27 protein-coding genes are annotated in these 25,165 nt (G+C 34.3%); 17 read left to right on the forward strand and 10 right to left on the reverse strand.

Features of this window, described 5'->3' with window-relative positions; genetic code table 11:
• Positions 1 to 19 precede the first annotated feature (19 nt).
• From msrB (M0D21_RS01685) to lpdA, 4 genes are all read left to right on the forward strand, one after another.
• A complete protein-coding gene (gene msrB / locus M0D21_RS01685) occupies positions 20 to 508 on the forward strand; it encodes a peptide-methionine (R)-S-oxide reductase MsrB (protein WP_248325900.1) in 489 nt (162 codons plus the stop codon).
• On the forward strand, positions 505 to 900 hold the full coding sequence (gene msrB, locus M0D21_RS01690; protein ID WP_248325904.1) for a peptide-methionine (R)-S-oxide reductase MsrB: 396 nt from the start codon (positions 505 to 507) through the stop codon (positions 898 to 900). The genes msrB (M0D21_RS01685) and msrB (M0D21_RS01690) overlap by 4 nt, the downstream gene beginning before the upstream one ends.
• Before the next feature lie 28 nt (positions 901 to 928).
• The gene (locus tag M0D21_RS01695) at positions 929 to 1,429 is read left to right on the forward strand and encodes a hypothetical protein (protein WP_248325906.1); all 501 of its coding nucleotides are present in this window, start codon (positions 929 to 931) and stop codon (positions 1,427 to 1,429) included.
• Positions 1,430 to 1,623: 194 nt separating this feature from the next.
• Positions 1,624 to 3,015 (forward strand): dihydrolipoyl dehydrogenase, encoded by a 1,392-nt coding sequence (gene lpdA, locus M0D21_RS01700; protein WP_248325907.1) that lies wholly within the window; start codon positions 1,624 to 1,626, stop codon positions 3,013 to 3,015.
• A gap of 57 nt (positions 3,016 to 3,072) precedes the next feature.
• On the opposite strand, the gene M0D21_RS01705 is transcribed toward lpdA, so the two are convergent.
• From M0D21_RS01705 to M0D21_RS01720, 4 genes are all read right to left on the reverse strand, one after another.
• A complete protein-coding gene (locus M0D21_RS01705) occupies positions 3,073 to 3,801 on the reverse strand; it encodes a Dph6-related ATP pyrophosphatase (protein ID WP_248325909.1) in 729 nt (242 codons plus the stop codon).
• A complete protein-coding gene (gene aroQ / locus M0D21_RS01710; protein ID WP_248325911.1) occupies positions 3,801 to 4,220 on the reverse strand; it encodes a type II 3-dehydroquinate dehydratase in 420 nt (139 codons plus the stop codon). The genes M0D21_RS01705 and aroQ overlap by 1 nt, the downstream gene beginning before the upstream one ends.
• Complete coding sequence (locus M0D21_RS01715) at positions 4,217 to 4,846, reverse strand: porin family protein (protein ID WP_248325913.1); 630 nt, start codon at positions 4,844 to 4,846, stop codon at positions 4,217 to 4,219. Before M0D21_RS01715 ends, aroQ begins: the two co-directional genes overlap by 4 nt.
• A gap of 118 nt (positions 4,847 to 4,964) precedes the next feature.
• Entirely contained in the window at positions 4,965 to 5,549 is a 585-nt protein-coding gene (locus tag M0D21_RS01720; protein ID WP_248325914.1) for a porin family protein, read from the reverse strand.
• Between the two features lie 300 nt (positions 5,550 to 5,849).
• Between M0D21_RS01720 and xerD the strand changes: the two genes are divergently transcribed.
• From xerD to M0D21_RS01735, 3 genes are read left to right on the forward strand one after another with little or no spacing between them, the layout of a single operon-like run.
• The gene (gene xerD / locus M0D21_RS01725) at positions 5,850 to 6,746 is read left to right on the forward strand and encodes a site-specific tyrosine recombinase XerD (RefSeq protein ID WP_248325915.1); all 897 of its coding nucleotides are present in this window, start codon (positions 5,850 to 5,852) and stop codon (positions 6,744 to 6,746) included.
• A 2-nt stretch (positions 6,747 to 6,748) separates the two neighbouring features.
• The gene (locus M0D21_RS01730; protein ID WP_248325917.1) at positions 6,749 to 7,702 is read left to right on the forward strand and encodes a hypothetical protein; all 954 of its coding nucleotides are present in this window, start codon (positions 6,749 to 6,751) and stop codon (positions 7,700 to 7,702) included.
• Entirely contained in the window at positions 7,695 to 8,648 is a 954-nt protein-coding gene (locus M0D21_RS01735) for a leucine-rich repeat domain-containing protein (protein WP_248325918.1), read from the forward strand. The genes M0D21_RS01730 and M0D21_RS01735 overlap by 8 nt, the downstream gene beginning before the upstream one ends.
• Positions 8,649 to 8,676: 28 nt before the next feature.
• Here the strand turns inward: M0D21_RS01735 and M0D21_RS01740 are convergent, their stop codons facing one another.
• Together M0D21_RS01740 and M0D21_RS01745 are read right to left on the reverse strand one after the other, a co-directional pair.
• Complete coding sequence (locus tag M0D21_RS01740) at positions 8,677 to 9,549, reverse strand: anti-sigma factor (RefSeq protein WP_248325920.1); 873 nt, start codon at positions 9,547 to 9,549, stop codon at positions 8,677 to 8,679.
• Between the two features lie 97 nt (positions 9,550 to 9,646).
• Entirely contained in the window at positions 9,647 to 11,188 is a 1,542-nt protein-coding gene (locus M0D21_RS01745) for an NAD(P)H-hydrate dehydratase (RefSeq protein ID WP_248325926.1), read from the reverse strand.
• A gap of 357 nt (positions 11,189 to 11,545) precedes the next feature.
• On the opposite strand from M0D21_RS01745, the gene thrA reads away from it, so the two are divergent.
• From thrA to thrC, 4 genes are read left to right on the forward strand one after another with little or no spacing between them, the layout of a single operon-like run.
• The gene (gene thrA, locus M0D21_RS01750) at positions 11,546 to 13,990 is read left to right on the forward strand and encodes a bifunctional aspartate kinase/homoserine dehydrogenase I (protein WP_248325928.1); all 2,445 of its coding nucleotides are present in this window, start codon (positions 11,546 to 11,548) and stop codon (positions 13,988 to 13,990) included.
• A gap of 5 nt (positions 13,991 to 13,995) precedes the next feature.
• Complete coding sequence (locus tag M0D21_RS01755) at positions 13,996 to 14,925, forward strand: homoserine kinase (protein ID WP_248325930.1); 930 nt, start codon at positions 13,996 to 13,998, stop codon at positions 14,923 to 14,925.
• A 3-nt stretch (positions 14,926 to 14,928) separates the two neighbouring features.
• Positions 14,929 to 15,291, forward strand: coding sequence for a RidA family protein (locus M0D21_RS01760; RefSeq protein ID WP_248325932.1), 363 nt, complete (start codon positions 14,929 to 14,931; stop codon positions 15,289 to 15,291).
• A 17-nt stretch (positions 15,292 to 15,308) separates the two neighbouring features.
• Positions 15,309 to 16,598: a threonine synthase gene (thrC, locus tag M0D21_RS01765; protein WP_248325933.1), complete on the forward strand. Its 1,290-nt coding sequence runs from the start codon at positions 15,309 to 15,311 to the stop codon at positions 16,596 to 16,598.
• 34 nt (positions 16,599 to 16,632) lie between these two features.
• Here the strand turns inward: thrC and M0D21_RS01770 are convergent, their stop codons facing one another.
• Complete coding sequence (locus tag M0D21_RS01770; RefSeq protein WP_248325934.1) at positions 16,633 to 17,520, reverse strand: M28 family metallopeptidase; 888 nt, start codon at positions 17,518 to 17,520, stop codon at positions 16,633 to 16,635.
• Between the two features lie 98 nt (positions 17,521 to 17,618).
• On the opposite strand from M0D21_RS01770, the gene M0D21_RS01775 reads away from it, so the two are divergent.
• The 4 genes from M0D21_RS01775 (at position 17,619) to M0D21_RS01790 (ending at position 21,375) form a co-directional block, all read left to right on the forward strand.
• Positions 17,619 to 18,194 carry a hypothetical protein gene (locus M0D21_RS01775; RefSeq protein ID WP_248325935.1) on the forward strand — a complete coding sequence of 192 codons (576 nt, stop codon included), beginning with the start codon at positions 17,619 to 17,621 and terminating at the stop codon, positions 18,192 to 18,194.
• A gap of 92 nt (positions 18,195 to 18,286) precedes the next feature.
• Positions 18,287 to 19,318: a glutathione synthase gene (gene gshB, locus M0D21_RS01780; protein ID WP_248325937.1), complete on the forward strand. Its 1,032-nt coding sequence runs from the start codon at positions 18,287 to 18,289 to the stop codon at positions 19,316 to 19,318.
• Entirely contained in the window at positions 19,311 to 20,141 is an 831-nt protein-coding gene (locus M0D21_RS01785; protein ID WP_248325938.1) for an N-formylglutamate amidohydrolase, read from the forward strand. Before gshB ends, M0D21_RS01785 begins: the two co-directional genes overlap by 8 nt.
• Before the next feature lie 76 nt (positions 20,142 to 20,217).
• Positions 20,218 to 21,375, forward strand: coding sequence for a flavohemoglobin expression-modulating QEGLA motif protein (locus tag M0D21_RS01790; protein ID WP_248325939.1), 1,158 nt, complete (start codon positions 20,218 to 20,220; stop codon positions 21,373 to 21,375).
• A gap of 11 nt (positions 21,376 to 21,386) precedes the next feature.
• On the opposite strand, the gene M0D21_RS01795 is transcribed toward M0D21_RS01790, so the two are convergent.
• From M0D21_RS01795 to M0D21_RS01805, 3 genes are all read right to left on the reverse strand, one after another.
• Positions 21,387 to 21,956 (reverse strand): NUDIX domain-containing protein, encoded by a 570-nt coding sequence (locus M0D21_RS01795; protein ID WP_248325941.1) that lies wholly within the window; start codon positions 21,954 to 21,956, stop codon positions 21,387 to 21,389.
• Positions 21,957 to 22,042: 86 nt separating this feature from the next.
• Positions 22,043 to 22,441 carry a hypothetical protein gene (locus M0D21_RS01800; protein WP_248325944.1) on the reverse strand — a complete coding sequence of 133 codons (399 nt, stop codon included), beginning with the start codon at positions 22,439 to 22,441 and terminating at the stop codon, positions 22,043 to 22,045.
• Positions 22,442 to 22,507: 66 nt separating this feature from the next.
• Positions 22,508 to 22,921 carry a DUF3052 domain-containing protein gene (locus M0D21_RS01805; RefSeq protein WP_248325945.1) on the reverse strand — a complete coding sequence of 138 codons (414 nt, stop codon included), beginning with the start codon at positions 22,919 to 22,921 and terminating at the stop codon, positions 22,508 to 22,510.
• A gap of 216 nt (positions 22,922 to 23,137) precedes the next feature.
• Here M0D21_RS01805 and gcvT point away from each other — a divergent pair, with 216 nt between their 5' ends.
• Together gcvT and M0D21_RS01815 are read left to right on the forward strand one after the other, a co-directional pair.
• Positions 23,138 to 24,220, forward strand: coding sequence for a glycine cleavage system aminomethyltransferase GcvT (gene gcvT / locus M0D21_RS01810; protein WP_248325946.1), 1,083 nt, complete (start codon positions 23,138 to 23,140; stop codon positions 24,218 to 24,220).
• 78 nt (positions 24,221 to 24,298) lie between these two features.
• Positions 24,299 to 25,114 carry a sugar nucleotide-binding protein gene (locus M0D21_RS01815; protein ID WP_248325947.1) on the forward strand — a complete coding sequence of 272 codons (816 nt, stop codon included), beginning with the start codon at positions 24,299 to 24,301 and terminating at the stop codon, positions 25,112 to 25,114.
• Positions 25,115 to 25,165 lie beyond the last annotated feature (51 nt).

Genomic DNA, 25,165 nt, shown 5'->3' on the forward strand with positions numbered 1-25,165 from the left:
TTTAATTTTATCTAAAAACATGAGACGATTAATTTTATTATGTATTGGAGCTTTAGTGATAAGTTGTACAGGAACAGCACAAAAGAAAGTTAAAAAAGAACCCAAACAGTATGAGGTTTCTAAAACCAATGCTGAATGGAAAAAGATTTTGACTTCTGAGCAGTATTATATTTTGAGGCAAGCGGGAACAGAAAGACCTTTTTCCAGTCCGCTAAACAAATTGTATGCTTCAGGAACATTTCATTGTGCAGCTTGTAATACAGCTCTATACGAGAGTGAGCATAAATTTGATAGCGGTACCGGTTGGCCAAGTTTTGACAGAGCGGTAAAAGGTAATGTCGACAAAGATGTCGACTATAAATTAGGCTATGCTCGTACTGAGTTATTATGTGGAACTTGTGGTGGACACCTGGGACACTCTTTTAATGATGGTCCAAGAGAAACAACAGGAATGAGACATTGTATTAACGGAGATGCATTAATATTTGTACCAAAAGAAAAAATATGAAAAAATACCCGGTAGAGAAATCAGAAGAAGAATGGAAAGCTCAGCTTACCGAAGAAGAGTATAGAATATTACGCCAAAAAGGAACTGAAAGGCCTTTTACTGGTAAATATAATCTACATTATGAAGATGGAACATATAAATGTATGGCCTGTAAAACTTCATTATTTGAGAGTGCTTCAAAATTCGATTCGGGTTGCGGGTGGCCAAGTTTTGACGAATCTATCGAAGGTAGCATAGAATATGTGAGAGATACTTCTCATGGTATGATTAGAACAGAAATTCTTTGTGCTAACTGTGGAAGCCACTTAGGTCATGTTTTTAATGATGGACCTACAGAAACAGGACAACGTTATTGCGTTAATTCGGTGAGTATAAACTTTGATCAAAAATAAAATTACAACAAATAAACATTTAGAATTTATGAAAAAGATTTTTGCACTACTTTTTATGACAAGCATACTATTCACTTCTTGCTCTAATGACGATGATACAGATTTTGACACCATTGGTAGTACTTTTGAAATCACTGCCACTTTTAATGCAGGAAATGACTATCGAATAGAAGCAGTGGTTCCAAATAATATCGATGTATTCGACTCTGATGTTGCCTTAGTATATGTGTTAGACCCAATACAATCAAACGCAGCACAAGCAGATGTATGGGAACCTCTACCAAGAACATTCTTTTTTGATGGTGGCGGATTTGCGCAATTTCAATTCAACTTTATTTTTGATGCTCAGCAAAATATCGCTAGTATCGATATCTTCTTAGAAAGCGATGACCTTGCCGCATTAGCTCCAGATATTACAGATAATCAAGATTTTAGAATTGTAATTGTACCTTCTTCTTTTGCAGAAGATGCCAAAGTTGATTTAAAAGATTTCAATGCTGTACAAAAAGCATTAAAGCTTGAATATTAAGCCTCTCAATATTTGAGATTATTATAAGGTTTTCTGAGATCGAACCAGAAACCCAATAAAAAATTAACACTATCATTGCGATAGTGTTTTTTTTATCTACAATTCGATAAAAAACATATGTTAAGGGAATCCCTAAATCCCTTTTTGGTTAGACGAATTATGCTTAAATTCGTGACTTGAAAAAATCGACATTTATGAGCACATATGATATCATCGTATTAGGAAGTGGTCCTGGAGGTTATCCGGCGGCAATTAGAGCTTCACAACTTGGGTTTAAAACTGCAATTGTAGAAAAAGAAAGTTTAGGAGGAGTTTGTCTAAACTGGGGTTGTATTCCAACAAAAGCATTATTAAAAAGTGCACAAGTTTTTGAATATCTAAAACACGCTTCTGATTACGGATTAACTGTTGAGAAATTCGATAAAGATTTTGGTGCTGTTGTTAATCGTAGCCGTGGCGTAGCTGAAGGAATGAGTAAAGGAGTACAATTCCTAATGAAAAAAAATAAGATTGATGTTATTGAAGGATTTGGAAAATTAAAATCTAATAACACTCTTACAGTAACAGACAAAGATGGTAAAGCTACAGATTACCAAGCTAAACATATTATAGTTGCTACCGGAGCGAGATCTCGTGAACTTCCAAATTTACCACAAGATGGTAAAAAAGTAATTGGATACAGAGAAGCAATGTCTCTAGAATCACAACCTAAGAAAATGATTGTAGTAGGTTCTGGTGCCATTGGAGTTGAATTTGCTCATTTTTACAACGCTATGGGTACAGAGGTAACTATAGTAGAGTTCTTACCAAACTTGGTTCCTCTTGAAGATGAAGAAGTTTCAAAGCAGTTTGAACGTAACTTCAAAAAAGCTGGTATTAAAGTTATGACGAACTCTTCTGTTGAAAGCGTTGATACTAGTGGTGATGGAGTTAAAGCAACTGTAAAAACCAAAAAAGGAGAAGAAATCCTTGAAGCCGATATTGTATTATCTGCTGTCGGTATTAAAACCAATATAGAAAACATAGGCCTTGAAGAATTAGGAATCGCAACCGACAGAGATAAGATTGTTGTTAACGATTGGTACCAAACAAATGTTCCTGGTATCTATGCTATTGGTGATGTAGTGCCTGGCCCTGCTCTGGCGCACGTAGCAACTGCAGAGGCAATTACCTGTGTTGAGAAAATTTCTGGTATGCACGTAGAACCAATAGATTATGGTAATATCCCTGGTTGTACTTATGCATCTCCAGAAATTGCCAGTGTAGGTATGACAGAAAAACAAGCTAAAGAAGCTGGATATGAGCTAAAAATTGGTAAATTTCCTTTCTCAGCATCTGGTAAAGCAAGCGCTGCAGGAACAAAAGACGGTTTTGTAAAAGTAATCTTTGATGCAAAATACGGAGAATGGTTAGGTTGTCATATGATTGGAGCTGGTGTTACCGATATGATTGCCGAAGCCGTTTTAGGAAGAAAGCTTGAAACTACCGGTCACGAAGTTCTAAAAGCAATACACCCTCACCCAACGATGAGTGAAGCAGTTATGGAAGCTGTAGCAGATGCCTACGATGAAGTAATTCATTTGTAAAAAATAATAATAGATTAAAAAATCCCGAAGATTATACTTTGGGATTTTTTAATATCATTATACAGGGATCAAATCGCAATACCAAAAGGAAGTATCCCAGTTTTTTTTATCTTCATCGGTAAAGCAATTGTCATCATCATTATCTGAAGGTTCGTAATTCCTTTTCACCTTCTCTCCTATGGTAAAATCAATAGGTTTTTTAAAAATAGGTCCATCAAAAACAAAAGTATGGAACTCTCCGTTTTCTCCACAAGGGTCTACATTTGACGGTAATTCTTTCAAAAAATCATGATCAATTACTCTTCCGCAAAAAGTATCATCTAGAAATTTTGCATTTACGCAAACAGTAATAGCCTTAAAACCAAGATCTATAAATTCCTTTAGCAATTCTGTAGTATCACGCTTCCAAAGTGGAAAAACTGTTTGTAAACCGGCAGATTCTAGTTGTTGTTCTCTATAAGCTCTTAGGTCTTCTAAAAAGATATCTCCAAAAACAGTATGCGTATATCCATCACTCTGTAAGGAAGCAGTAGCATTTTTCATAGCTTCATTATAGGTTTCCATAGACACCCTTGCAGGAAGTTTTATTTTCTTAATAGGAATCCCAATACTTACAGCCTGCTCATCTAGTAGCTCCTCTCTAAGACCATGCATAGACACCCTACCATAATCTTTATTCACAGTAGTCAACAACTTTGAAATGTTATATTCTTTTTGCTGAAGGATATAATAGAGGGCCAAAGATGAATCTTTACCACTACTCCAATTAAAATAAGTTTTATGCATTACTTTTTCAAGAAACTATATATGGCTAAATCATAACTCTGTAAACCAAACCCTAAGATTACTCCTTTAGCATTTGGCGAGATATAGGATTGATGTCGAAACTCTTCTCTACCAAATGTATTGGATATATGTACTTCTATAACGGGTTTAGAAATTGCTTTTATAACATCTCCAATTCCTATAGATGTATGTGTATAAGCTCCAGCATTGAGAATAGCACCGTCAAAATGATCATCCGTCTCTTGAATTTTGGTGATGATTTCTCCTTCAATATTAGACTGATAGTAAGAAAGTTCTATGTCTGGAAATCTAGATTGTAAATCAGAAAAATACTCTTCAAAACTTTGATTCCCATATATTCCAGGTTCCCTTTTACCCAACATATTTAGGTTAGGACCGTTTATAATAATTAGTTTCATTGATCTACAGCAGGTTCTTGTCTTCTATTATTTTTTGTTTTGAATAGGTATCCAACAGATAGTTGCCCTAAAGCAGTATTGTTGGTAATATCTAATCCATCTATATCATTTATATTACTTAGTCCAATATTGTAGTGAAGCTGAAAAAACAAACCACTTTCAAACTTATACCCTGCTCCTACTACCCAACCAAAATCAAAATTGTTGAACGAATCAAAAAATTCATCTGTGGTATCATCAGCCGATTCTGTAGCATTAGCCAACGTAGCAAATCTTGGCCCCGTTTCTAAACTAAAATGATCTCCAAAATAGAATTTACCTATCACAGGTAAGGTCAAATAATTTAAACTTATCTTATTTTCGGTTCCATTTTGATCTATGGTATACCCTTGCGCAGAATACAAAACCTCTGTCTGTATATAAATCTGTTGAGAAATAGGAAATTCAATCACCGCTCCCAAATGCATACGTATTCTGGCATCTGTCCCTTCGGCATCTCCAGTGATATTTGCATAATTAAGACCGGTTTTAAAACCAGCTCTGGTATATAATGGGGTATCATCCTGAGCATAAACAGCACTCAGAAAACCAAAAAATATCAGAAAAAGAAAAGCTATTTTTTTCATAAAATAATATAATGGTACACTCAAAAGTAGTTTTATTTTTTCAAAACCATGTTCTATTAAATGAAAAAAGCACCTCGAGATATACTCCAGGTGCTTTATCTATTTTAGATATAGGTCATTAAAACTTGTATCCTACCGAAAATTGGAATACAGAATTCTGAACACTAAGATCTCCGCTGTCATCAAGAATATTGGATAATCCAAGATTATAACGAGCGTCGAAGAAAACCCCCATATCAAGTTGATATCCCGCTCCCAGATTCAAGCCAAAGTCAATAGTCTTTAATTGATCTTTCACATCTTCATCAAAATCTACTCCATTGTCTTCTCCTTCTGAGTTAGCAGCCAATAAAAACCCCACTTGCGGACCTGCTTGTAAACTCAATCCTTCGGCAACATAAAATTTACCCATTAATGGAACTTGTAAATAATCTAACTTGGTCGTTGATTCGAAGTCAGACTCATCTACCTTGTTTCCTTGAGAAGAATACAATAATTCTGGTTGAAAAGCGAATTTCTCCGAAATAGGTATTTCTGCTAGCGCACCTACATGAAAACTTGTTCTCATATCTGTGTTTTCATTATCACCTTTTACATTTCCAAGGTTTAAACCTGCTTTTGCTCCAAAACGAATAGATTCTTCCTGAGCGTTACCAAAAAAGCTAAATGATGCTAATACAGCGAATACTAAAATTTTTTTCATAATCGATTTGTTTAATAGTTTTTTTCGAGGAAGTAGCTAAACAAAGGTCATGCCAGTTTTAGTATTCAACACCTTTACAACCGTCAATTCTCAGCAATTACTCGTAAGAAAACCCAACAACAAAACACATGCAAACAACAAACAATCAAACAGTTACACTATGTTTGATTTATACATTTAAATACTAGATAATTTCTATCATCAAAACACTCTTTATCGAAGTGTTTTTCTTTTTATATTAGTGTTTTCTGAACAAGAGATATTGATTTTATTAAAATATTAAAGCAAGTATAGGGTAAAATGAAATGGAAACATGCTATTAAAGATTACGAACATTATTTGCGAATTGAAAGAGGGCTTTCTGAAAATTCTATCATTAATTATGTTCTTGACCTCAAACGTCTCCTTTCTTTTTTAGAAAATGCAAATATCGAGACCTCTCCCTTAACAATAGAAAAAGAAATACTACAACAGTTTGTTTATGAAACTGCAAAATTGGTAAACGCAAGATCACAAGCAAGAGTGATTTCGGGATTAAAGAGCTTTTTCAATTACCTGGTATTTGAGGATTATAGAGAGACGAACCCTATGGAGTTGATCGAATCTCCCAAAATTGGTAGAAAACTTCCAGATACCTTATCTCTTGAAGAAATCGATTTAATTATCGCACAAATTGATCTCAGTAAACCAGAGGGAGAACGAAACAGAGCTATTATCGAAACTTTGTACGGTTGTGGTTTACGGGTTACCGAACTCATAGAACTTAAACTATCACATCTGTTTTTTGATGAAGGGTATATAAGTGTCATTGGTAAAGGGGACAAACAACGTTTTGTTCCTATTGGAGAAACCACCCAAAAATATATTACTCTATATAAAAACGAAATTCGCAATCATATCAATATTCAAAAAGGGCATGAAGATACCTTGTTTTTAAACCGAAGAGGAAAACAGTTAACCAGAGCCATGATTTTTACCATAATAAAAAGATTGGTCGAAAAAGCTGGGATACATAAAAATATCAGTCCGCACACCTTTAGACATTCTTTTGCTACCCACCTCCTAGAAAATGGTGCCGATTTGAGGGCAATACAACTTATGTTAGGTCATGAAAGTATTACGACTACAGAAATATATATGCATATAGATAAAAGTCATTTAAGCGAGGTAATGAATACTTTTCACCCTAGAAGATAAATATGAGAACAAATTGTGTAAAAATTATATTACCAGTATTCATTTTTCTTAATCATTTTATCTACGCCCAAAAATTAAATGCCAATGGAGGAGTTCTATTAAGAGCCGAAATTACATTAGGTAATCAAAATCAATGGTTAAAGTTAGGAGCTCAAGGGTTTGGAATCCTCAATTATGGGGACATATCTATAGAAAGCGGTCTTTCATTGTCGATCTATCAATTTCGGAAAAGACATACTTTAAAAACCAACGGACTGGCATATGCTTATGACTTTTTTGCCCTAGGAGGAATCGGAAAGAATAGTAACCTATTAGGCTCTTCTTTATCTCAAATAAATACAGCTATCATCTTTGATCCCCTAGGTGAAGGTGGATTTAATGGCCTTGGTTTTGGGTTTAGTAAAGATTATCTACCAAAAAAATTAAAATCTTATGGTCTCAGAAGAGGTGCTTTTCTCATGAGGTTTAGCAATGCGAATCATAACATACATTTGGCATTTATGAATGATTTCAAAATTGGTTGGTTTAATGGAGCTGGAACCGACTATGGTGTCACAGGATCACTACAAGTAGGATTTACGAAGATAACGAGCTTAGAAACGATTTACCAGGCAGGATTCGGGATTGATTTATTTACCCCTAGACCAGATTATAGTCAATCCCCAAGAAATACGACCAATTCTGATGATGGACGCAAAAATGTTTGGTATACTCTTCCTCCATATAAAAATTTATTCTATGGAAATTTATATGCTTATGGCCTTTACCAAGAAAAACATTTTGCTGTATTTTCTAAACTAGGAATGAATAGCCAAAAAACCGGAGCCTATATTCAAAATACCTTGCACGACGGTATAGGCCTAAACCCAAGATTTCCTTGGAATGTAGAAGTTCCTGATAAAATCTATATTGAGGTAGGCGGTAATGTTTTACATAAAGAAGTGTTTGATGATTAAAAACAAAATCTCATATATAGTTTTTATCATATTTGCTATTTGCTATAGTAGCTGCAATACGTATACGACTTTTTATGGTGAAACTTTAACAGCAATTCCAGAGACAGCAAACAAAACAACTATGTATCGTCTCGATCTCAGTCATCAAAATTTAGATTCCCTTCCTGGATCTGTACAAGATCTAGAAGACTTAAGAATGCTAGACTTAACGGGGAATGTCGATATTAACCTTGAAAATGCTTTTGAAAAAATAAGTACGCTTAACCACCTTGAAGTACTCATATTAGATAGTTTACAGCTAAAAGAAATTCCCAAGGAAATAGAAAAACTACAGCATCTCAAACAGTTATCTCTTGCCTCTAATCCAGATTTAAACTTGGTTAATGTTATTAAAAATATTGATCATTTACCTTTAGAATTTTTAAATCTTAAAGGCAATCAAATTTCAGAACTACCGCAGAACATTGTTACATTGAAATCGCTTAAAGACCTTAATTTATCTTATAACACCCTAACAGGAAATAAAAATTTTAAGTTGTTAGAAAAGCTTCCGAACCTCTATTCGCTTTGGTTGGACCATAATCACTTAGCCACTATTCCAAACACTATTGAAGGGCTAAAACAGATTAGATTTTTATACATAGATCATAATAACCTACAAAAGCTTCCTAGTAGCATGTCAAATATGAAAAAACTATGGGTGATACATGCAGGATATAATGATTTTGTTGAGCTCCCTTCTGTATTCACTCAAATGCCTTCTTTGTTGATGGTACATATAAACAATAATGACATACAGCAAATCCCCGAATCATACGAAACAGAGAAATACCCTCTTGCCGGTTTAATACTAGATAATAATACGCTTTCTGAGGTAGAGAAAAGTAAAGCAAAAAAACTATTTAAAGATTTCTTTCTACTCTCTTTTGAACAAAAAAAACCCTGATAAACAGGGTTTTTATGTGTACTATATTTTACATATTAGCTCTGGTAGCTCGTCCTGAAGGAACCGCAGTATTTGAAATCATCATCACCGGATTAGCAGATCCAGTGGTTATTCCAGCTGTCGCGCTAAGCGGTTCGATAAAAAACGGTGCCGGATCATTATCTTGGTATGGCTCTACCGTTATAAAGACTCTCTTGCTGGTTACCGCCGCTGGTAAGGTAATACCTGTAAGAGGTATCTGACTTGGAATAACTAAAAAATCTTCACCAGGGAAATCGGGCACTGTTCCTCCCGAACCCTTAAAAAAGTTACCATCATCTGTAACATCTACTTTCGAAAATGTTCCTGTTGACAGTACTTTACTTCCAAAATCTACCCATCCTTCATATTTCCAACCTGTTTCGAGATCGGGCAGTACCAAACCAGGAGCATCGCTCCCATTCATGAACCAAACTCCAAACTCATCATTATCAGCAACATCATCGGTTGGAGTTGCCAGAAAAAATTGTCCTGAAGTGCTAGAAAGATCAGCAACTACAGATTCAAAATTCAAGGATGCAGAGTTACCATTAAAGTTTCCGGTTAGAATTTTAGCTGCGGAAGGTATATTATCCAAATCTCCAACCGGTTCAATAGTTAACACAAATTGTGTAGCATCTTCTAAATCTGAAGCTAAAACCTCCAGATTTAAAGTAATAGTAGGGTCAGTAAACTTTGCAGTAGGAATAGCTTCCCCGTTCACAATAAGCCAACCTTGGTATGTAGAGCCTCCGGTTAACGCTTTTAGACCAATAGTTTCTAACTGCAAGCTTGCGGTTGGTGGTCCATCATCACTTGAACAAGACAGCCCCAAAAAGCTTAACACTACGAGTGCCAAAACTAAAAATTTTCTTGTCATCATTTGCTTTTTTAAGTTATAAGAATATACATAATATCGTTACAAAAAATAACTTAAAAAAGATCACAAAATTGTGCTCTAAGAAGTAAAATATACTATCTTATTGTGCTCCCTGCTGTGGCTGATTTACTTCTGGCTTTCTAAAAAGCTCCAAATATGCTTGACCTATGTTAACAACGATATCACTTGCTATTACGGCTTCAAAACCTGTTTGTTGTGAAGCTATATCTCCCGCACTACCATGTAAATATGTTCCAAAAATGGTAGCTCCAATAGGATCATAGCCCTGCGATAACAATCCGGTAATAATTCCTGTGAGAACATCTCCACTACCTGCAGTAGCCATTCCAGGATTTCCAGAGTTATTTACATATAAATAATCCTGATATACGATTATAGAATTAGCACCCTTAATAAGGATAATCGTATTATGTTTTTTTGAGAATTCTTTAGCTTTTTTAATTTTATCAAAATCATCTTCCCATTTCCCAAGGAGCCTTTCCAGTTCTTTGGGGTGTGGTGTCAGAATAGTTTGCTCAGGAATAGTCTCCAGAAACTCTGGGTGTTTAGACAATATATTAATACCATCAGCATCAACTACCAATGGTGCTTTATTTTCTTTTAAAAATGCTCCAAAGGCTTTACTTGTTTTTTCACTGGTACCTAGTCCCATTCCAATCCCTACTGCAGCAGGTTCAAAATTTAGTTCTATTTCAGCTAATTCGTCATCGTCATCTGAAATTACCATAGCCTCTGGAACTGTAGTTTGTACAATTTCATACCCACATTCCGGCACGTAGGTAGTAATCAAACCAGCTCCTGTACGTAACGCGGCTTTGGTGGCAAGAACAACACTACCTATTTTTCCATAACTACCACCAATAATTGCACTATGTCCAAAAGTTCCCTTATGGCTATATTTAGGTCTGGGACGATATAAAGGCCCTACTTCATTTTTCCCAATTAAATCAGCTATACCAGGTGTTTGTTGTAGAAACGCTCTATTAATTCCAATATCTATCACTTCTACATCTTTGCTATATCCTCCTGTTTGTGGTAAAAAGAAAATCAACTTGGGTAACTGAAACGTAACTGTAACATCTGCAAACACGACACCTTCAGGATCATCTGGAGCCTTATAATCGTATAATCCGGAAGGAATATCTACAGAAAGTGTAAAGCTTCTCGCATTATTTATATGTTTTATCAAAGAGATCACCCATGGTGTGATCGGTCTATTTAATCCAATACCAAAAATTGCATCTATCACCATATCCTGATATTGAATTTCTGGAAAATCTTCTTCAGATTTAAGTTGAATAGGCCATTCTTTAGCTATTTCTTTTAATCGATCATAATTCACCAAGAACTCTTTAGATCTATTTTCACTGAAGTTTACTATATATGTTCTCACATGATACCCATGTTCTAGCAACAATCGGGAAATTACCAATCCGTCTCCCCCATTATTTCCTAGTCCGCAAAACACATGAATAGGAATTGGCGCTCCCTGTAATCGATTATGTAATAGGTTAAAAATTTGAGATGCTGCCCTTTCCATTAATTGCAAGGAATTAATATTTTCAGATTGCATAGTAACCTGATCTGCCAATCGCATTTGTTGCGCTGAGAATATTTTCATATATAAAAGTTGATATTTTTTAAGAATTTAGTAACGAAACTACATCTTGATTATTGAATTATCAAAAGTTTAAGAATCGATTTAATTTTATTTTCTCTAAAAGTAAAAAATTATACATTTGAAGTGACAATATAAAGCAAACTAATGTTTTCTACCATTTACATATCGGCTTTATTTACAATTTTCGGAACAATGTTTGTTTCCGAGCGTACCTTTATTACAGGTACTATTATTACCCTTAGGGGTTAGTTCAATGCATATTACCACCAGAATAGTACGTAGTTCATATACCGAAATTAATACTGAACTACCGAAAACCAACTATTACATTTCATTTCAATCATTAAAAAAAATATTATGAACGTTCTAAAATTTGGAGGTTCTTCTGTCGCAAATGCATCAACTATAGAAAATGTATTGGACATCATAAACAATCAATCTAAACAAAAACCTTTATACGTTGTCGTTTCTGCTTTTGGAGGTGTAACTGACTTGTTACTTCAAGCTGGACGGGAAGCTGCAACAAACAATAAAAATTATAAACAATTACTTTCGGAAATTGAGGACAGGCACTTAGATGTCGTAAAAAAACTCATTCCTGTAGTTTCTCAAAGTGCTGTAATAAGCAAAGTAAAATCAGAACTTAATGACTTAGAATCTCTGTTCGAAGGAGTTTACTTATTAAGTGAATTATCTGAAAAAACCGCAGCTCTTATTAGCAGTTATGGAGAAATGCTTTCTTCTTATATCATAAGTGAAGCCGCGAAGGTAAAAGGACTTGATCTTGTATTAAAAGATTCTCGAGAAATCATCATAAAACATGTGAATTCGAAGGCTTCAGTAGATTATAAAGCAACGAATTCGCGAATAAAAGAGTTCGCTGAAAGTAATACACATCGTATAAGTCTTTTTCCAGGTTTTGTGGCTCGAACTCAAAATGGAGACCCTACAACATTAGGTAGAGGAGGTTCCGACTTTACAGCGGCTATCTTAGCAGCTGCAGTAAAGGCTGATGAGCTTCAGATCTGGACCGATGTTAGTGGAATGTTTACTGCAAATCCCAAATTAGTAAAGCAATCTAAGCCGGTGCCTCATATATCATATCAGGAGGCTATGGAATTGTCGCATTTTGGCGCCAAAGTAATTTACCCCCCAACAATTCACCCAGTACTGGATCAAAATATTCCGATTATCATAAAAAATACTTTTGGTCCTAATGATAAAGGAACTTTAATTACTCGAGAAGTAACAAATCGACAAAATGCAGTTACCGGTATTAGCCATATAGAGAGCCTATCAATTATATCTCTCGAAGGTAGTGGTATGGTAGGTATTCCAGGGTTTTCAAAACGATTATTCGAATCTCTTTATCTAGCAAATATTAACGTAATTCTGATTACACAAGCTTCTTCAGAACACTCTATCTGCTTGGCTATTGAAGCTACAGAGGCCGAAAAGGCAAAAACAGTACTTAATCAAACTTTTGAATTTGAAATTTCAAAATATAAACTAGAACCAGTAAAAATAGAAAACGACGTTGCTATCGTTGCATTGGTTGGTGATAATATGTATCAACATCAGGGATTGAGTGGTAAAATGTTTAGCACTTTGGGTAAGAACAACGTAAATATTAGAGCAATAGCACAAGGTGCCTCAGAAAAAAACATTTCTGTGGTTATTGCAAAAAAAGATATCAAAAAAGCACTTAACACTCTACATGAAAGGTTTTTTGAAGTAAAAACCAAGCAGTTAAACTTATTCATTACTGGTGTTGGAAATGTAGGAGGAAAATTAATAGAACAGCTTGATCAACAAAAGAAATATTTAAAAGATAAATTACGATTAAAAATAAGAGTAGTTGGATTATCGAACTCCCGAACAATGGTTTTTGATGAATCTGGCATTGACTTAGACAATTGGCAGAATACTTTGTCACAAGGACAACAGGCTAATGCAACTGAGTTTTTCGAAATAGCGAAAAATATGAATCTTCGTAACTCTATCTTTGTAGATAATACTGCAAATCCTGATATTGCTAAAATCTACAAATACTATCTTCGGGAGAGTATGGCTGTAGTAACCTGCAACAAAATAGCCTGTGCTGATGAATATTCTAATTATGAAGAACTTCAGGACTTATCCCGAAAATATAATGCTTCATTTTTATACGAAACCAATGTAGGGGCAGGTCTACCTATTATAGATACACTTAACAATCTTATTGCCTCTGGAGACAACATTCACAAAATACAAGCTGTATTATCAGGTAGTTTGAATTTTGTCTTTAATAACTATAAAGAGGGAACCACTTTTCACGATATTGTAAAACAAGCACAAGAACAAGGGTATACAGAACCAGATCCTAAAATTGATCTTAGTGGTGTCGATGTTGCCCGTAAAATTCTAATTCTTGCAAGAGAAAGTGGAAAGATAATGGAGCTAAGTAATATAGAAAATGATGCTTTCTTGCCTAAAAAAAGTTTAGCTACCACAAACGTTGATGATTTCTTTAGTTCTTTAAAGGATAATGAAGAGCATTTTAAACAAATTTTGGACAATGCAATGGCTAAAGATTGTCGATTAAAATATGTTGCACAATATGAAAACGAACAAGCAAAAGTCGGACTACAACTGATTCCAGCAGATCATCCTTTCTATAATCTTGAAGGTAGTGATAATATTGTTCTTTTTTATACAGATCGATATCCTAAACAACCTCTTATTGTGAAAGGGGCTGGCGCTGGAGCAGACGTTACGGCTTCTGGAATTTTTGCGGACATCATAAGAATTGGTAAAAAATAAGGAGAATGAATAAACATGTTAAAATATTTGCTCCTGCCACTGTCGCAAATCTATCCTGCGGATTTGATGTATTAGGATGTTGCTTAGATAATGTTGGAGACGAGATGATTGTATCCCTTTCTTCTGAGCCTGGGGTAAGGATTACCAAAATTGATGGTGCCGATTTACCGTTAGAAACTCATAAAAATGTTGCTGGTGTTGCCGTAGAAGCGCTTTTAAAGGAGTACAAAAAAGATATAGGTATCAACATTGAAATCTATAAAAAAATTAAAGCCGGTAGCGGTATAGGAAGTAGTGCTGCCAGTAGCGCTGGAGCTGTATGGGCTGTGAATCATTTACTAAACTCCCCTTTTACTCCTCAGGAATTAGTAGCCTTTGCCATGGAAGGAGAAAAACTTGCAAGTGGAAATGCTCATGCCGATAATGTAGCCCCTGCCCTTTTAGGTGGATTTACATTGGTAAGAAGTTATACTCCTCTTGATGTAATCAAACTACATGCACCAGAAGATTTGGTAATGACAGTAATTCACCCTCAAATAGAGGTAAAAACAGCTGATGCCCGTTCGGTTATTAAACAAAATGTGGATTTGAAAAAAGCTATTCAGCAATGGGGAAATGTAGGTGGTCTAGTTGCAGGATTGTTTACCGAAGATTATCAACTTATTGGTAGAAGTCTTGAAGATGTCATTATAGAACCCTTACGATCTATTCTAATACCTGAATTTAATAATGTAAAAGAAGCTGCTATTCAAAAAGGAGCACTCGGTTGTGGAATATCTGGCTCAGGACCATCTATTTTTGCTCTCAGCAAAGGAATCGAAACTGCCAATAACGTTGCAGAAAGTATTAAAGAGGTCTACCAAAAAACAGGGTTAGATTTTGATATTCATGTATCGAAAATTAATAAAAAAGGAATCAAACTAATTGAAAGTTAAGAAATGAAAGATATTAAAAAAGTTTCTTCTGGTGCACCCTGGGAAGAAATTGTAGGATACTCAAGAGCAATTAAAATAGGAGATATTATAGAAGTATCTGGCACCACGGCTCCGGGAGCAGATGAATATGAACAAACGATAAACATTATTAAAATAGCAGAAAAAGCACTACAAGAACTCGGAGCTGATCTTAGTAATGTAGTTCGTACAAGAATGTACTGTACAGATATTTCGAAATGGGAAAAAATTGGTAAGGCACACGGAGAGTTCTTTAGTGAAATTAGACCTGTTGCCACCATGGTAGAAGTATCAAAACTTATTAATCCTGAAATTCTGGTAGAAATAGAGTTTTCGGCAGTAGTATAACCTTGAATATGTAAAAAATGCAATATTACAGTTTAAACCATAATGCACCTAACGTATCTTTTTCTGAAGCAGTTATTAAAGGTTTAGCACCTGACAGAGGACTATATTTTCCTGAAAAAATAACTCCTTTGCCCCCTTCATTTTTTGATACAATAGAAGATATCGATAATGTTGAAATTGCATATCAAGCAATTAAACAATTTGTTGGAGATGAAGTTCCGGAGGTAGAATTAAGAGATATATTAAAAGATGTATTGAACTTTGATTTCCCGGTTGTAGACGTCGAAAATAATATTGGTACATTAGAGCTATTTCATGGACCAACCATGGCTTTTAAAGATGTAGGAGCCAGATTCATGGCTCGCTGCCTGGGGTATTTCAATAGAAATAATGAACATCAAGTAACAGTTTTGGTAGCCACTTCTGGAGATACTGGCGGAGCTGTTGCCAATGGTTTTTTAGGCGTTAAGGGAGTTGATGTGGTAATTCTATACCCAAAAGGAAAGGTAAGTGATATTCAGGAAAAGCAATTAACAACACTTGGTCAAAACATTACCGCACTAGAAGTAGATGGTGTATTTGATGATTGCCAAGATATGGTAAAAACAGCTTTTCTAGATAATGCTATTACAGATCACAAACAACTTACTTCTGCCAACTCTATTAATGTGGCTCGTTGGTTGCCTCAATTACTATACTTCATATTTGCTTATAAACAAGTAAAGTATAAAAAGAAAGATATTATCTTTTCTGTTCCAAGTGGTAATTTTGGAAATATCTGTGCTGGTGTAGTCGCTCAAAAACTAGGACTTCCGGTAAAGCATTTTGTAGCTTCTACCAATGTTAATGATACTGTGGTACGCTACCTAAAAACATCAAATTATGAACCCAAACCGTCTAAAGCTACCATATCTAACGCGATGGATGTGGGGAATCCGAGTAACTTTATTCGAATACAAAAATTGTTTAACAATGATTTCGATGGTTTAAAAAATGCTTTCTCTGCATTTAGTTTTGATGATAATCAAACTAAGCAAGCTATGAAAAAAGTATATTCTGATGCTGGCTATATTGCAGATCCGCATGGAGCAGTGGGATACCTAGGATTGAAAGAAATTGAATTACAAGATTCTGATTACGGAATATTTCTTGAAACCGCTCATCCCGTAAAATTTCTTGATACAGTGGAGGAAACGCTTGCCGTAAAAGTTGAAATTCCAGCACAAATACAAGAGATATTGCATAAAGAGAAACAAAGTATCCCTATTAATAGTTACGAAAAATTAAAGGAGTTCTTATTAAAATAAGAACTCCTTTAGCTATATTGATATTGTATATATCTTATTCTTTCGCTAAAGCCTTCATCACACTATAAGTAATTTCAGTGGTTGACGCCAAATACTTAAAGTTAACTGTGGTATACTTATCTTCACTTTGACGAACGAATGGTGAATTATCTGCATTCTTAAGTTCGGCAGTAAGTGTTACTGTTTCGTAACCAAAATTAGAAAAGAATCGACTCTCTGGAGTAGCCACTGTTCTCTTATAAATAGGCACTGGTGATTCCAAACGATACAAAGATTCTAGACTTAAACTAGACGCTAATAACTCAATAGCTCTATCTTCGTCATTATCCCACCCCATGTAATCTGATCTATGCATAGAGTGTACATTGTAGCTGTCTTTTTGCAGCTTGGTGGTAATAAATCTTCTCATTCCGATCATATTACTTTTCCAATGATCGAAAAAGACTACCATGAAATTTTTATTTCTCTCTTCTAGTTCACCTAGTTTCTTGGCTACGTAAAAGGCAATAGCTACCCCTGTAGCATTATGCACAGCACCAGGGCTTTTATCAACAGTATCATAATGTGCGCAGATAATCACCCATTCATCACTACCATTAGTAGCTGGGATTTCTGCATAAACATTAACACCGTTATACTGATTACCTTTTTTGTCGGCTACATTATAGGTATGCTTTTCCCCTTCAAGACCGGCTTCATTCAGGGAAGTCAACAAATAATCTGCCGCCAACTTTCGCTCTGACTTACTAGCGCGGCTAGTCAATACTTTCTTACCTTTTATAGGTTCATGTCCTGTCAATTTGGCAACGATTGTCCTTTGGACATTAATAATCTCTGCCTCTCTTCTTTCCTGTTCATCTTGAGCTGGGGCTATTTGAACTATGAAAAAGAATAATAGTAAAAATGTTCTATAATAATTCATTTTGTAGGTTTTGTATTCCATTTTACTTTAACACAAATTTAGGAAAATTATAATATAATACAATTTAGTACTTTTATTACTAAAATAATACTTCAAAAATGAATTCGGCAAAAACCATACCTTTTTTTTTAATTTTATTCATATTTATTCAGTGTAATTCAGAAAACACCAATAAAAACAAGCTGTCAGCACCTGAAAGCTGGAGAGGAGAAATTCTTAATTTCCCTCTGGAATTTGCAAATTCATTAAAATATTCTGGAGCGGAATATATACAATTTGCGCCAGGATGGGGAACAAAAGATGCAGAAGATTATTTTTCTTACGTATTATTATGGGAAATAAATGATAACCCTAATCTCTCCTCGAAAAAATTAGAACATGAAATGCAAGTCTATTTTGATGGATTAATGAAAGAAGTCTCTGAAACACCAGATCAAATACCAGATTCTAAGGCCTTTTTTGAAAAAGTAAATGATTCCTTATATATAGGAAAGGTCATTACCTTCGATGCATTTACAACTAACACTCCATTAAGTCTTAATATGATTATCGCAAAAAGCTATTGTGAAAAGACTAAGAAACACATTGTTCGATTTGATGTATCTCCTCAACTACCTAAGCATCCGGTATGGAAAAAACTGAAGCAAGTTACTATTGATGAAAACTGCCTTTAACTCCTTGCTTTTCAAAGTACAAACTTTATCATAAGTTTTTTCTTGATTTTCATATAAAAAACGTACATTTTTACTTTCTAAAATCATTGAGAATGAATGTTTGTTTTTTAATGTATCCGTGGGAAGAGATAGAACCAGAAAATGATACTTCTCTTACTCTAATTCATGAATGTGCGAAACGTGGGCATGGTGTGGCATTGGCCACTCCTTCTAATCTAACCATTAGAGATAGTGTAACATATTCATTTTGTAAGGTCATAAACAGGTCAGAAAAAATCTCTTCTTCAATGAAGTCTTTTTATACCAAAACTACATTTAGAGATGAGATGCTACCATTGGCAGGATTCGATGTTCTTATTTTACGAAGTAATCCTCCCTTGGACATGATTATGCTTAATTTTCTGGACTCAGTAAAAGATGATGTCTTTATCATGAATGATATTGATGGTATACGAAGATCAAACAATAAATTGTATACAGCTGCTTTTGATGATCTGGAAACACATTTTATACCCAGAACTCATGTTACTAAAAACAAAGAGTATCTCATAAAAATGATCAAGGAAGCACCAAATGACAAAATGATTCTAAAACCATTAAATGGTTTTGGTGGTTCTGGAGTTATTTTAATCGAAAAACGTGCGATGACAAGTATTCGTTCATTGTTAGATTTTTATATCGACAATAAAGATGGCTCTACCAATTATGTGATTCTTCAGGACTATATAGAAGGTGCAGACCAAGGAGATGTGCGTATACTTATCCTCAATGGTAAACCGATTGGTGCTATGAGAAGAATTCCTGGAGAAGATGATCATAGATCAAATGTTACTGCAGGTGGTTCAGTAGTTAAACACTCTCTTACCAAACAAGAAAAAGAACTATGCCGAAAAATAGGACCTAAACTTGTAAAGGACGGGTTATACTTTGTAGGTATTGATGTTATTAATGGAATGTTGGTAGAAGTTAATGTTATGAGTCCAGGAGGAATAACATATATCAACAAAAAATATAAAGTTAGATTGCAAGAAAAAGTGATTGATTTTATAGAAGATAAAGTGGTACAACGTGTAAACAGGTTTGACAGAAAAGCAGAATTGAGAAAAACGGTAGATAATGCTTAAGCTATCTATAGAAGAAATTATCGCTGCCATAAACGCAGAAAAAACCTTTTTTGCGGTAGCCGAAGATTATTCATTTACGTTAAAAATTGATTCTTATACCTATTATGTCTGTGCCGCTGTGCATGATGGGCATCAGTTTAGAAAAGAGTTATGGGACAATTGCTTACACTCTGAGTATGAAAGATGGTATGAAGAAGATCCTGCAACCCGACAAATGATTCAAGATCATCCAATAGTTATTGCAGGATGTGATTCTAGGTTCGAATACGATTTAAACCGTGCTCCCGAAAATGCTATATATGAAGATGCTTGGGGAAAACAACTATGGCAAAAACCTCTATCTACTGATCTAAAGAATCGTTCTTTACAAAAACACCAAAATTTCTACAAAGTTGTGCATGCTTTACTTGCAAAATTAGAATCTAAGCATGGTGCTGCAATTGTTTATGACATGCATTCTTACAATTGGAAACGTTGGGATCGTGAAGTACCAGTAATTAATTTAGGTACTAAAAATATTGATAATTCTAAATATCGACATTGTGTTAATTCCTGGTATCAATCATTATTAGAAATTGAGTTACCAAACGGGATTAATACAACTGCAGGTATTAATGATACCTTTCAAGGGAATGGTTATTTTTTAAAATATATTACAACAAACTTTTCTAACACACTCGTTTTAGCTACCGAATTTTCTAAGATATATTGTGATGAAGAAAACTATGTGCTTTTTCCAGAAGTTGTAAGTGCTATAGAGAAAAACCTTCTAATTAAAATCCCAAAGCACGCCAAATCCTTTTATAATCATTTTATAGCTTAGATACTTCTATTTGTTAATTTGGGTTTTTTGATGTTAGTTTGCGGTATTGGAAACGTTAAGAAACCGAATTAGTACAATGAGTGAAGATGTAGTTGCCACATATAGTGACCTTTTTGAAATAGATCAAAATCTGGACAGATTGGTTAAAAATATAGAACTTCTCAATTTTCTTAATCCTTTAAATATAGAACAAGAGAAAAAAGTATTTTTTGCTTCAAAATATAGAAAAAACCCAAAATTTAAATATCGAAAAATTAAATTCAATCCTTATAAAATGCAAAGGCTGTTCTTTAACCAAAGATTAGAGCGCATTGAGGATGATCAAATTAGAAAATTATACCAGGATATTATTTACGAATATTCTGGTTTAATACAATGTATTGAAACAATTGGATCTGGTAAAAACTTTTATTACAATTCTTTAAAGGTATTTGGAACTCCAAAAGAACGAGATGTTGAAAATGCACGTTTTATACTTCATTTTGATGATGAACAAATTCCTGATAACGGTATTAAAAAATACTCGGCTATAGAAGCTGAAGCCTATTTTAGAGAATTTGCAAAAAGATATGCTTTCGATTTTAACATAAAAAAATCTACACATATTTCTGCATCAGCGATGGTTCTTAATGCCTCCGAAACACTTGTTCTGAAAAAGAATTACAATTTCAGCGATAATGAATTAAAGGTATTGGCTAATCATGAGATTGGAGTACATATGGTTACCACCTTTAACGGCAAAAGTCAACCTTTAAAAATATTCTCAAATGGTTTTGTTAACAACACAGAAACTCAGGAAGGGTTAGCTGTTTTTAGCGAGTATATGTCTGGTTCTCTTACTCTGAAAAGAATGAAAGAATTAGCATATCGGGTTATAGCTGCCGATAGTTTAATAAAAGGATATGACTTTAAAGGTACCTTCGACTTGTTGTACAGCCAATATAAATTAGATCGTGAAACAGCTTGGCAAATTACCTTGCGAGTACATAGAGGTGGTGGGTTTACAAAGGATTACCTTTATTTAACCGGGCTTAAAAAAGTATATAGTTATTACCACTCTGGAGAAGATATGAATGCTTTACTCACAGGCAAGGTAACCCTAGAAAATAAAGAGAGTATTTTACGTCTTCAAGATTTAGGTTTATCACACCGCAGCAAACATATGACGGATTCTTTTGCGCAAAATCTTAATACCAATAAAAAACTGGATTTTATTTTAACTAATTTAAAATAGAACTTTGTTTGTTATAGTTTGCATAACAAAAACCACTGTAGAGCTATTATAGTCTTGGCATCTTTAATGATTCCAGATTGAAGTTCCTTTCTGATTTCTGATATATGTAATTTATAGATTTCTATGTCCTCGTCTTCTAAAAGGTTCCCTCCTCCTTTTCCTTTCTTTTGTTCTTCATGAACCTCTGCAAAATATAAATACATACGTTCATTAGAAATCCCGGGAGAGGTATATGAACTATTGATTAGCTCAAGATGTTCCACAACATATCCTGTTTCTTCATAGACTTCACGAATAGCACATTCTTTTGGGTCTTCTCCATTTTCTATTCCTCCAGCAGGAATCTCAAGTATCCACCCACCATCTAACTCTATTGTAGGATATCGAAATTGTTTGATTAATATAATTTGCTCTGTGTTTTCTTCGTAAAGCAGTACTGTTGCAAAACCACTCTTGTCCAAAATCTCACGATCATAAATCACAGGGCTATTATCGTCAAAACGGTCATGTGAGATCGTGCCCTTTTTTATACGCAAATACCCTTCATACACGTATGTTTCTTCTAAGACAGTATATTTCATATCCTAAAAGTATACATAATTCTATGTAATCAGACCATACTAAGATTATAAAAATATTATAAAGTACACTGATGTAGTAAACAAAATTAAAACGTTCTGGAGTACTTTTGGGCGCATCCTTCTATACAGGGAAAATACAATATTAAATTCCCATCCTTAATTTCGAAAGAAATAGTAATCTTTCCATTTGTGCATTCTGTTTCGATAGTATTAGTGTCTAAAGAAAATGTTCCAGATCTTGACCCTTCAGGTTGAGTATAAATAGAACAAAAAGAGCCATTTGTGGCTGTAACATTTCCAGTTTGCAGGAAATGTAAGGTTAAATTGCTAAAAACCGGCTGAAAAACACCACTTCCGTCACCAGGGTCTACCAATTGCCCTATCAATTTCCATTTCCCAATTACATTATCATTTCCAGCATCATCATCAGAATTACAAGAAATCAAAACAAGGGTCAGTAAGAGATAAATACTAATTTTTTTCATGACTAATTATCTTTACTATAAAGATTCAGATGATGTAAAAAGGTTGCCTGATAGTAGTAGCATAAACTATTTTCTATCTTTTAAACGATAGACAAACTTTAAACCGCTCCAATCTTCATCAATCGCAGCTACTTTTACATCAACCAGTCCTAAACTTAGAATATAATTTCTAATAGGGTCTCTTTTGAGGTCTGTAGATATTTTTGAAGCCCCTTTGGGCCAACTCACCCAAAGCATACCGTTTTTTTTGAGTGCAGGAATATAATCTGTTACACTACTCTCTAGTTCATCTATCGTAGTATAAAAAACATGTATAAAATCGATCTCTCCTTTTTTAAAATTCTTAATTTCTTTAATGCCTTCCGGCATATCTGCAAACAGATCAAAATAATGGTCTGGGGCATTATGCAATAACAATGAATACCCTTCTTTAATTCCTAGCTTTTTGGCAAGTGGCGTACCTGAATAACCTGCTGGCATAATCAAAAATTAAGATAAAATAATTCTTATTAAAGTTACCAAAAGTTTCTCTTATTGCATTATTTCTCAAAACTTTCTCGCCAAATTATTGATGCTACAATTAAATTAAGAATACAGCAGTTTTTATTAATAAATTATCAAGATTATAACAAAAAAGCATTGTGTACCAGCATAAAGTTTTTTACTTTCGGCCTCAATTAAATAACAACTTGCACAATGAAAAACACTGCTTTGACAGAAACTCACGTGGCATTGGGAGCAAAAATGGTTCCTTTTGCAGGATATAATATGCCGGTATCTTATGAAGGTGTAAATATTGAACATGAAACCGTTCGAAACGATGTTGGTGTTTTTGATGTTTCGCATATGGGTGAATTTTTGATTACTGGTCCAAATGCTCTTGACCTTATACAAAAAGTAACCTCAAACGATGCATCAAAACTAGTAGATGGCAAAGCGCAATACAGCTGCCTCCCAAACGATAAAGGAGGTATAGTAGATGATTTAATCGTATACAAGATTGCTGATGAAAAGTACTTACTTGTAGTAAACGCTTCGAATATTGAAAAAGATTGGGAGTGGATTAGCAGTCATAATACTATGAATGCCGAAATGAAAGATTTATCTGAGGAGTATTCATTATTAGCAATTCAAGGACCAAAAGCGGCAAAAGCAATGCAATCTCTTACCTCTGTTGATCTTGAGGCCATGAAGTTTTATACTTTTGAAGTTGCAGATTTTGCAGGTATTGAACATGTAATAATTTCTGCTACAGGATATACCGGAAGTGGTGGGTTCGAGATTTATTGTAAAAACTCTGAAGTAAAACAGGTTTGGGATAAAGTGTTAGAAGCTGGAGAGGATTTCGGAATCAAACCGATTGGACTGGCTGCTAGAGATACCTTACGTTTAGAAATGGGGTATTGCCTATACGGAAATGATATTAATGACACTACCTCCCCAATAGAAGCTGGTTTAGGTTGGATCACAAAATTCTCTAAGGATTTTGTTAATGCAGAAGCCTTGGCTAAGGAGAAAGAAAAAGGGGCTGAACGTAAATTAGTTGGTTTCGAACTTGATGATAGAGGTATACCAAGACATGATTATGATATTGTTGATGGAAACGGGCATAAAATAGGAATCGTAACTTCTGGAACCATGTCTCCTTCTTTGAATAAGGGAATCGGATTAGGATATGTTCCTCAAGTATTTTCTACTCCTGGTAGTAAGATTCATATCCAGGTTAGAAAAAAGGCTATTCCGGCTACGGTAGTAAAATTACCTTTTTATAAAGGATAGTTTTACAATAAAAAATAGACTAATTAAGTTTCAAGATTACATCTGTAATGTTTGAAACTTATTTTTTATAGGAAAGATTTGAAAAAGATTCTCATCATAGGAGCTAGTGGTTTTATAGGAAACGCCCTTTACAGGGAGTTAAATTCCTATTATGATACCTATGGCACTTATTGTACCGATAATGCTTTTTTTGAGAAGAATCAGAAGTTCTTTCAGTATGATATGGAATTAGAAGATATTTCTATATTATTAGATAATCTCAAACCCACAATCATTATATCTGCCATTCGAGGGAATTTCAATTCTCAGCTCGATGCTCATCAACGAATTATCAATTGGATCAAAACCCATAAGTGTAAATTAATTTTTATGTCTAGCGCTAATGTATTCGATTCATTTAGCAACTACCCTTCCTATGAGTATGATAAAACTCTTAGTTATAGCGTATATGGAAGGTTTAAAATAAAAATTGAAAACGCTTTATTACGTCTTCCTACACATAAGTATGTAATTGCAAGAGTACCTATGATATTTGGAGCAACCACTCCGCGGGTACAAGAAATAAAGACGTTGCATGACTTGAAAGCTCCCATTGAAGTATTTCCTAATGTAATTATTAACGCCACTACCATATCTAAGCTTTCACAACAGATACATTATATTATCAATAGAAGCAAAAAAGGTGTATTTCACTTAGGGAGTAATGATTTATCTTATCATTTTGATCTTATCAAAGAAATCTGTGAAATACTTCAACTAGAAGATCCTATTTTTAAACAAGTATACGATTCTAATAATGACCGCTATCTAGCAGTACTCCCTAAAGACAATAAATTACCCAAAAACTTACAAATCACCACTCAACAAGTTGTGGATTCGGTAATTGTAAAGTAATTCTTAAAGCCATATTAAAACTAAAACCTTGTATTTTTTTAGTTGTATCTT

This window comes from Aquimarina acroporae (assembly GCF_023195925.1).
In the GTDB taxonomy this organism is placed as follows: domain Bacteria; phylum Bacteroidota; class Bacteroidia; order Flavobacteriales; family Flavobacteriaceae; genus Aquimarina; species Aquimarina acroporae.

What these genes read in the sequence shown, in the direction of transcription:
- xerD (WP_248325915.1), top strand. Translation starts at nt 5,850, where the DNA reads ATGAAATGGAAACATGCTATTAAAGATTACGAACATTATTTGCGAATT.
- M0D21_RS01745 (WP_248325926.1), bottom strand. Translation starts at nt 11,188, where the DNA reads ATGAAAATATTCTCAGCGCAACAAATGCGATTGGCAGATCAGGTTACT.
- msrB (WP_248325904.1), top strand. Translation starts at nt 505, where the DNA reads ATGAAAAAATACCCGGTAGAGAAATCAGAAGAAGAATGGAAAGCTCAG.
- M0D21_RS01720 (WP_248325914.1), bottom strand. Translation starts at nt 5,549, where the DNA reads ATGAAAAAAATTTTAGTATTCGCTGTATTAGCATCATTTAGCTTTTTT.
- gcvT (WP_248325946.1), top strand. Translation starts at nt 23,138, where the DNA reads ATGAAAAACACTGCTTTGACAGAAACTCACGTGGCATTGGGAGCAAAA.
- thrA (WP_248325928.1), top strand. Translation starts at nt 11,546, where the DNA reads ATGAACGTTCTAAAATTTGGAGGTTCTTCTGTCGCAAATGCATCAACT.
- thrC (WP_248325933.1), top strand. Translation starts at nt 15,309, where the DNA reads ATGCAATATTACAGTTTAAACCATAATGCACCTAACGTATCTTTTTCT.
- M0D21_RS01775 (WP_248325935.1), top strand. Translation starts at nt 17,619, where the DNA reads ATGAATTCGGCAAAAACCATACCTTTTTTTTTAATTTTATTCATATTT.
- lpdA (WP_248325907.1), top strand. Translation starts at nt 1,624, where the DNA reads ATGAGCACATATGATATCATCGTATTAGGAAGTGGTCCTGGAGGTTAT.
- M0D21_RS01755 (WP_248325930.1), top strand. Translation starts at nt 13,996, where the DNA reads ATGAATAAACATGTTAAAATATTTGCTCCTGCCACTGTCGCAAATCTA.
- aroQ (WP_248325911.1), bottom strand. Translation starts at nt 4,220, where the DNA reads ATGAAACTAATTATTATAAACGGTCCTAACCTAAATATGTTGGGTAAA.
- gshB (WP_248325937.1), top strand. Translation starts at nt 18,287, where the DNA reads ATGAATGTTTGTTTTTTAATGTATCCGTGGGAAGAGATAGAACCAGAA.
- M0D21_RS01760 (WP_248325932.1), top strand. Translation starts at nt 14,929, where the DNA reads ATGAAAGATATTAAAAAAGTTTCTTCTGGTGCACCCTGGGAAGAAATT.
- M0D21_RS01705 (WP_248325909.1), bottom strand. Translation starts at nt 3,801, where the DNA reads ATGCATAAAACTTATTTTAATTGGAGTAGTGGTAAAGATTCATCTTTG.
- M0D21_RS01800 (WP_248325944.1), bottom strand. Translation starts at nt 22,441, where the DNA reads ATGAAAAAAATTAGTATTTATCTCTTACTGACCCTTGTTTTGATTTCT.
- M0D21_RS01790 (WP_248325939.1), top strand. Translation starts at nt 20,218, where the DNA reads ATGAGTGAAGATGTAGTTGCCACATATAGTGACCTTTTTGAAATAGAT.
- M0D21_RS01735 (WP_248325918.1), top strand. Translation starts at nt 7,695, where the DNA reads ATGATTAAAAACAAAATCTCATATATAGTTTTTATCATATTTGCTATT.
- M0D21_RS01770 (WP_248325934.1), bottom strand. Translation starts at nt 17,520, where the DNA reads ATGAATTATTATAGAACATTTTTACTATTATTCTTTTTCATAGTTCAA.
- M0D21_RS01805 (WP_248325945.1), bottom strand. Translation starts at nt 22,921, where the DNA reads ATGCCAGCAGGTTATTCAGGTACGCCACTTGCCAAAAAGCTAGGAATT.
- M0D21_RS01730 (WP_248325917.1), top strand. Translation starts at nt 6,749, where the DNA reads ATGAGAACAAATTGTGTAAAAATTATATTACCAGTATTCATTTTTCTT.
- M0D21_RS01695 (WP_248325906.1), top strand. Translation starts at nt 929, where the DNA reads ATGAAAAAGATTTTTGCACTACTTTTTATGACAAGCATACTATTCACT.
- M0D21_RS01785 (WP_248325938.1), top strand. Translation starts at nt 19,311, where the DNA reads ATGCTTAAGCTATCTATAGAAGAAATTATCGCTGCCATAAACGCAGAA.
- M0D21_RS01715 (WP_248325913.1), bottom strand. Translation starts at nt 4,846, where the DNA reads ATGAAAAAAATAGCTTTTCTTTTTCTGATATTTTTTGGTTTTCTGAGT.
- msrB (WP_248325900.1), top strand. Translation starts at nt 20, where the DNA reads ATGAGACGATTAATTTTATTATGTATTGGAGCTTTAGTGATAAGTTGT.
- M0D21_RS01740 (WP_248325920.1), bottom strand. Translation starts at nt 9,549, where the DNA reads ATGATGACAAGAAAATTTTTAGTTTTGGCACTCGTAGTGTTAAGCTTT.
- M0D21_RS01795 (WP_248325941.1), bottom strand. Translation starts at nt 21,956, where the DNA reads ATGAAATATACTGTCTTAGAAGAAACATACGTGTATGAAGGGTATTTG.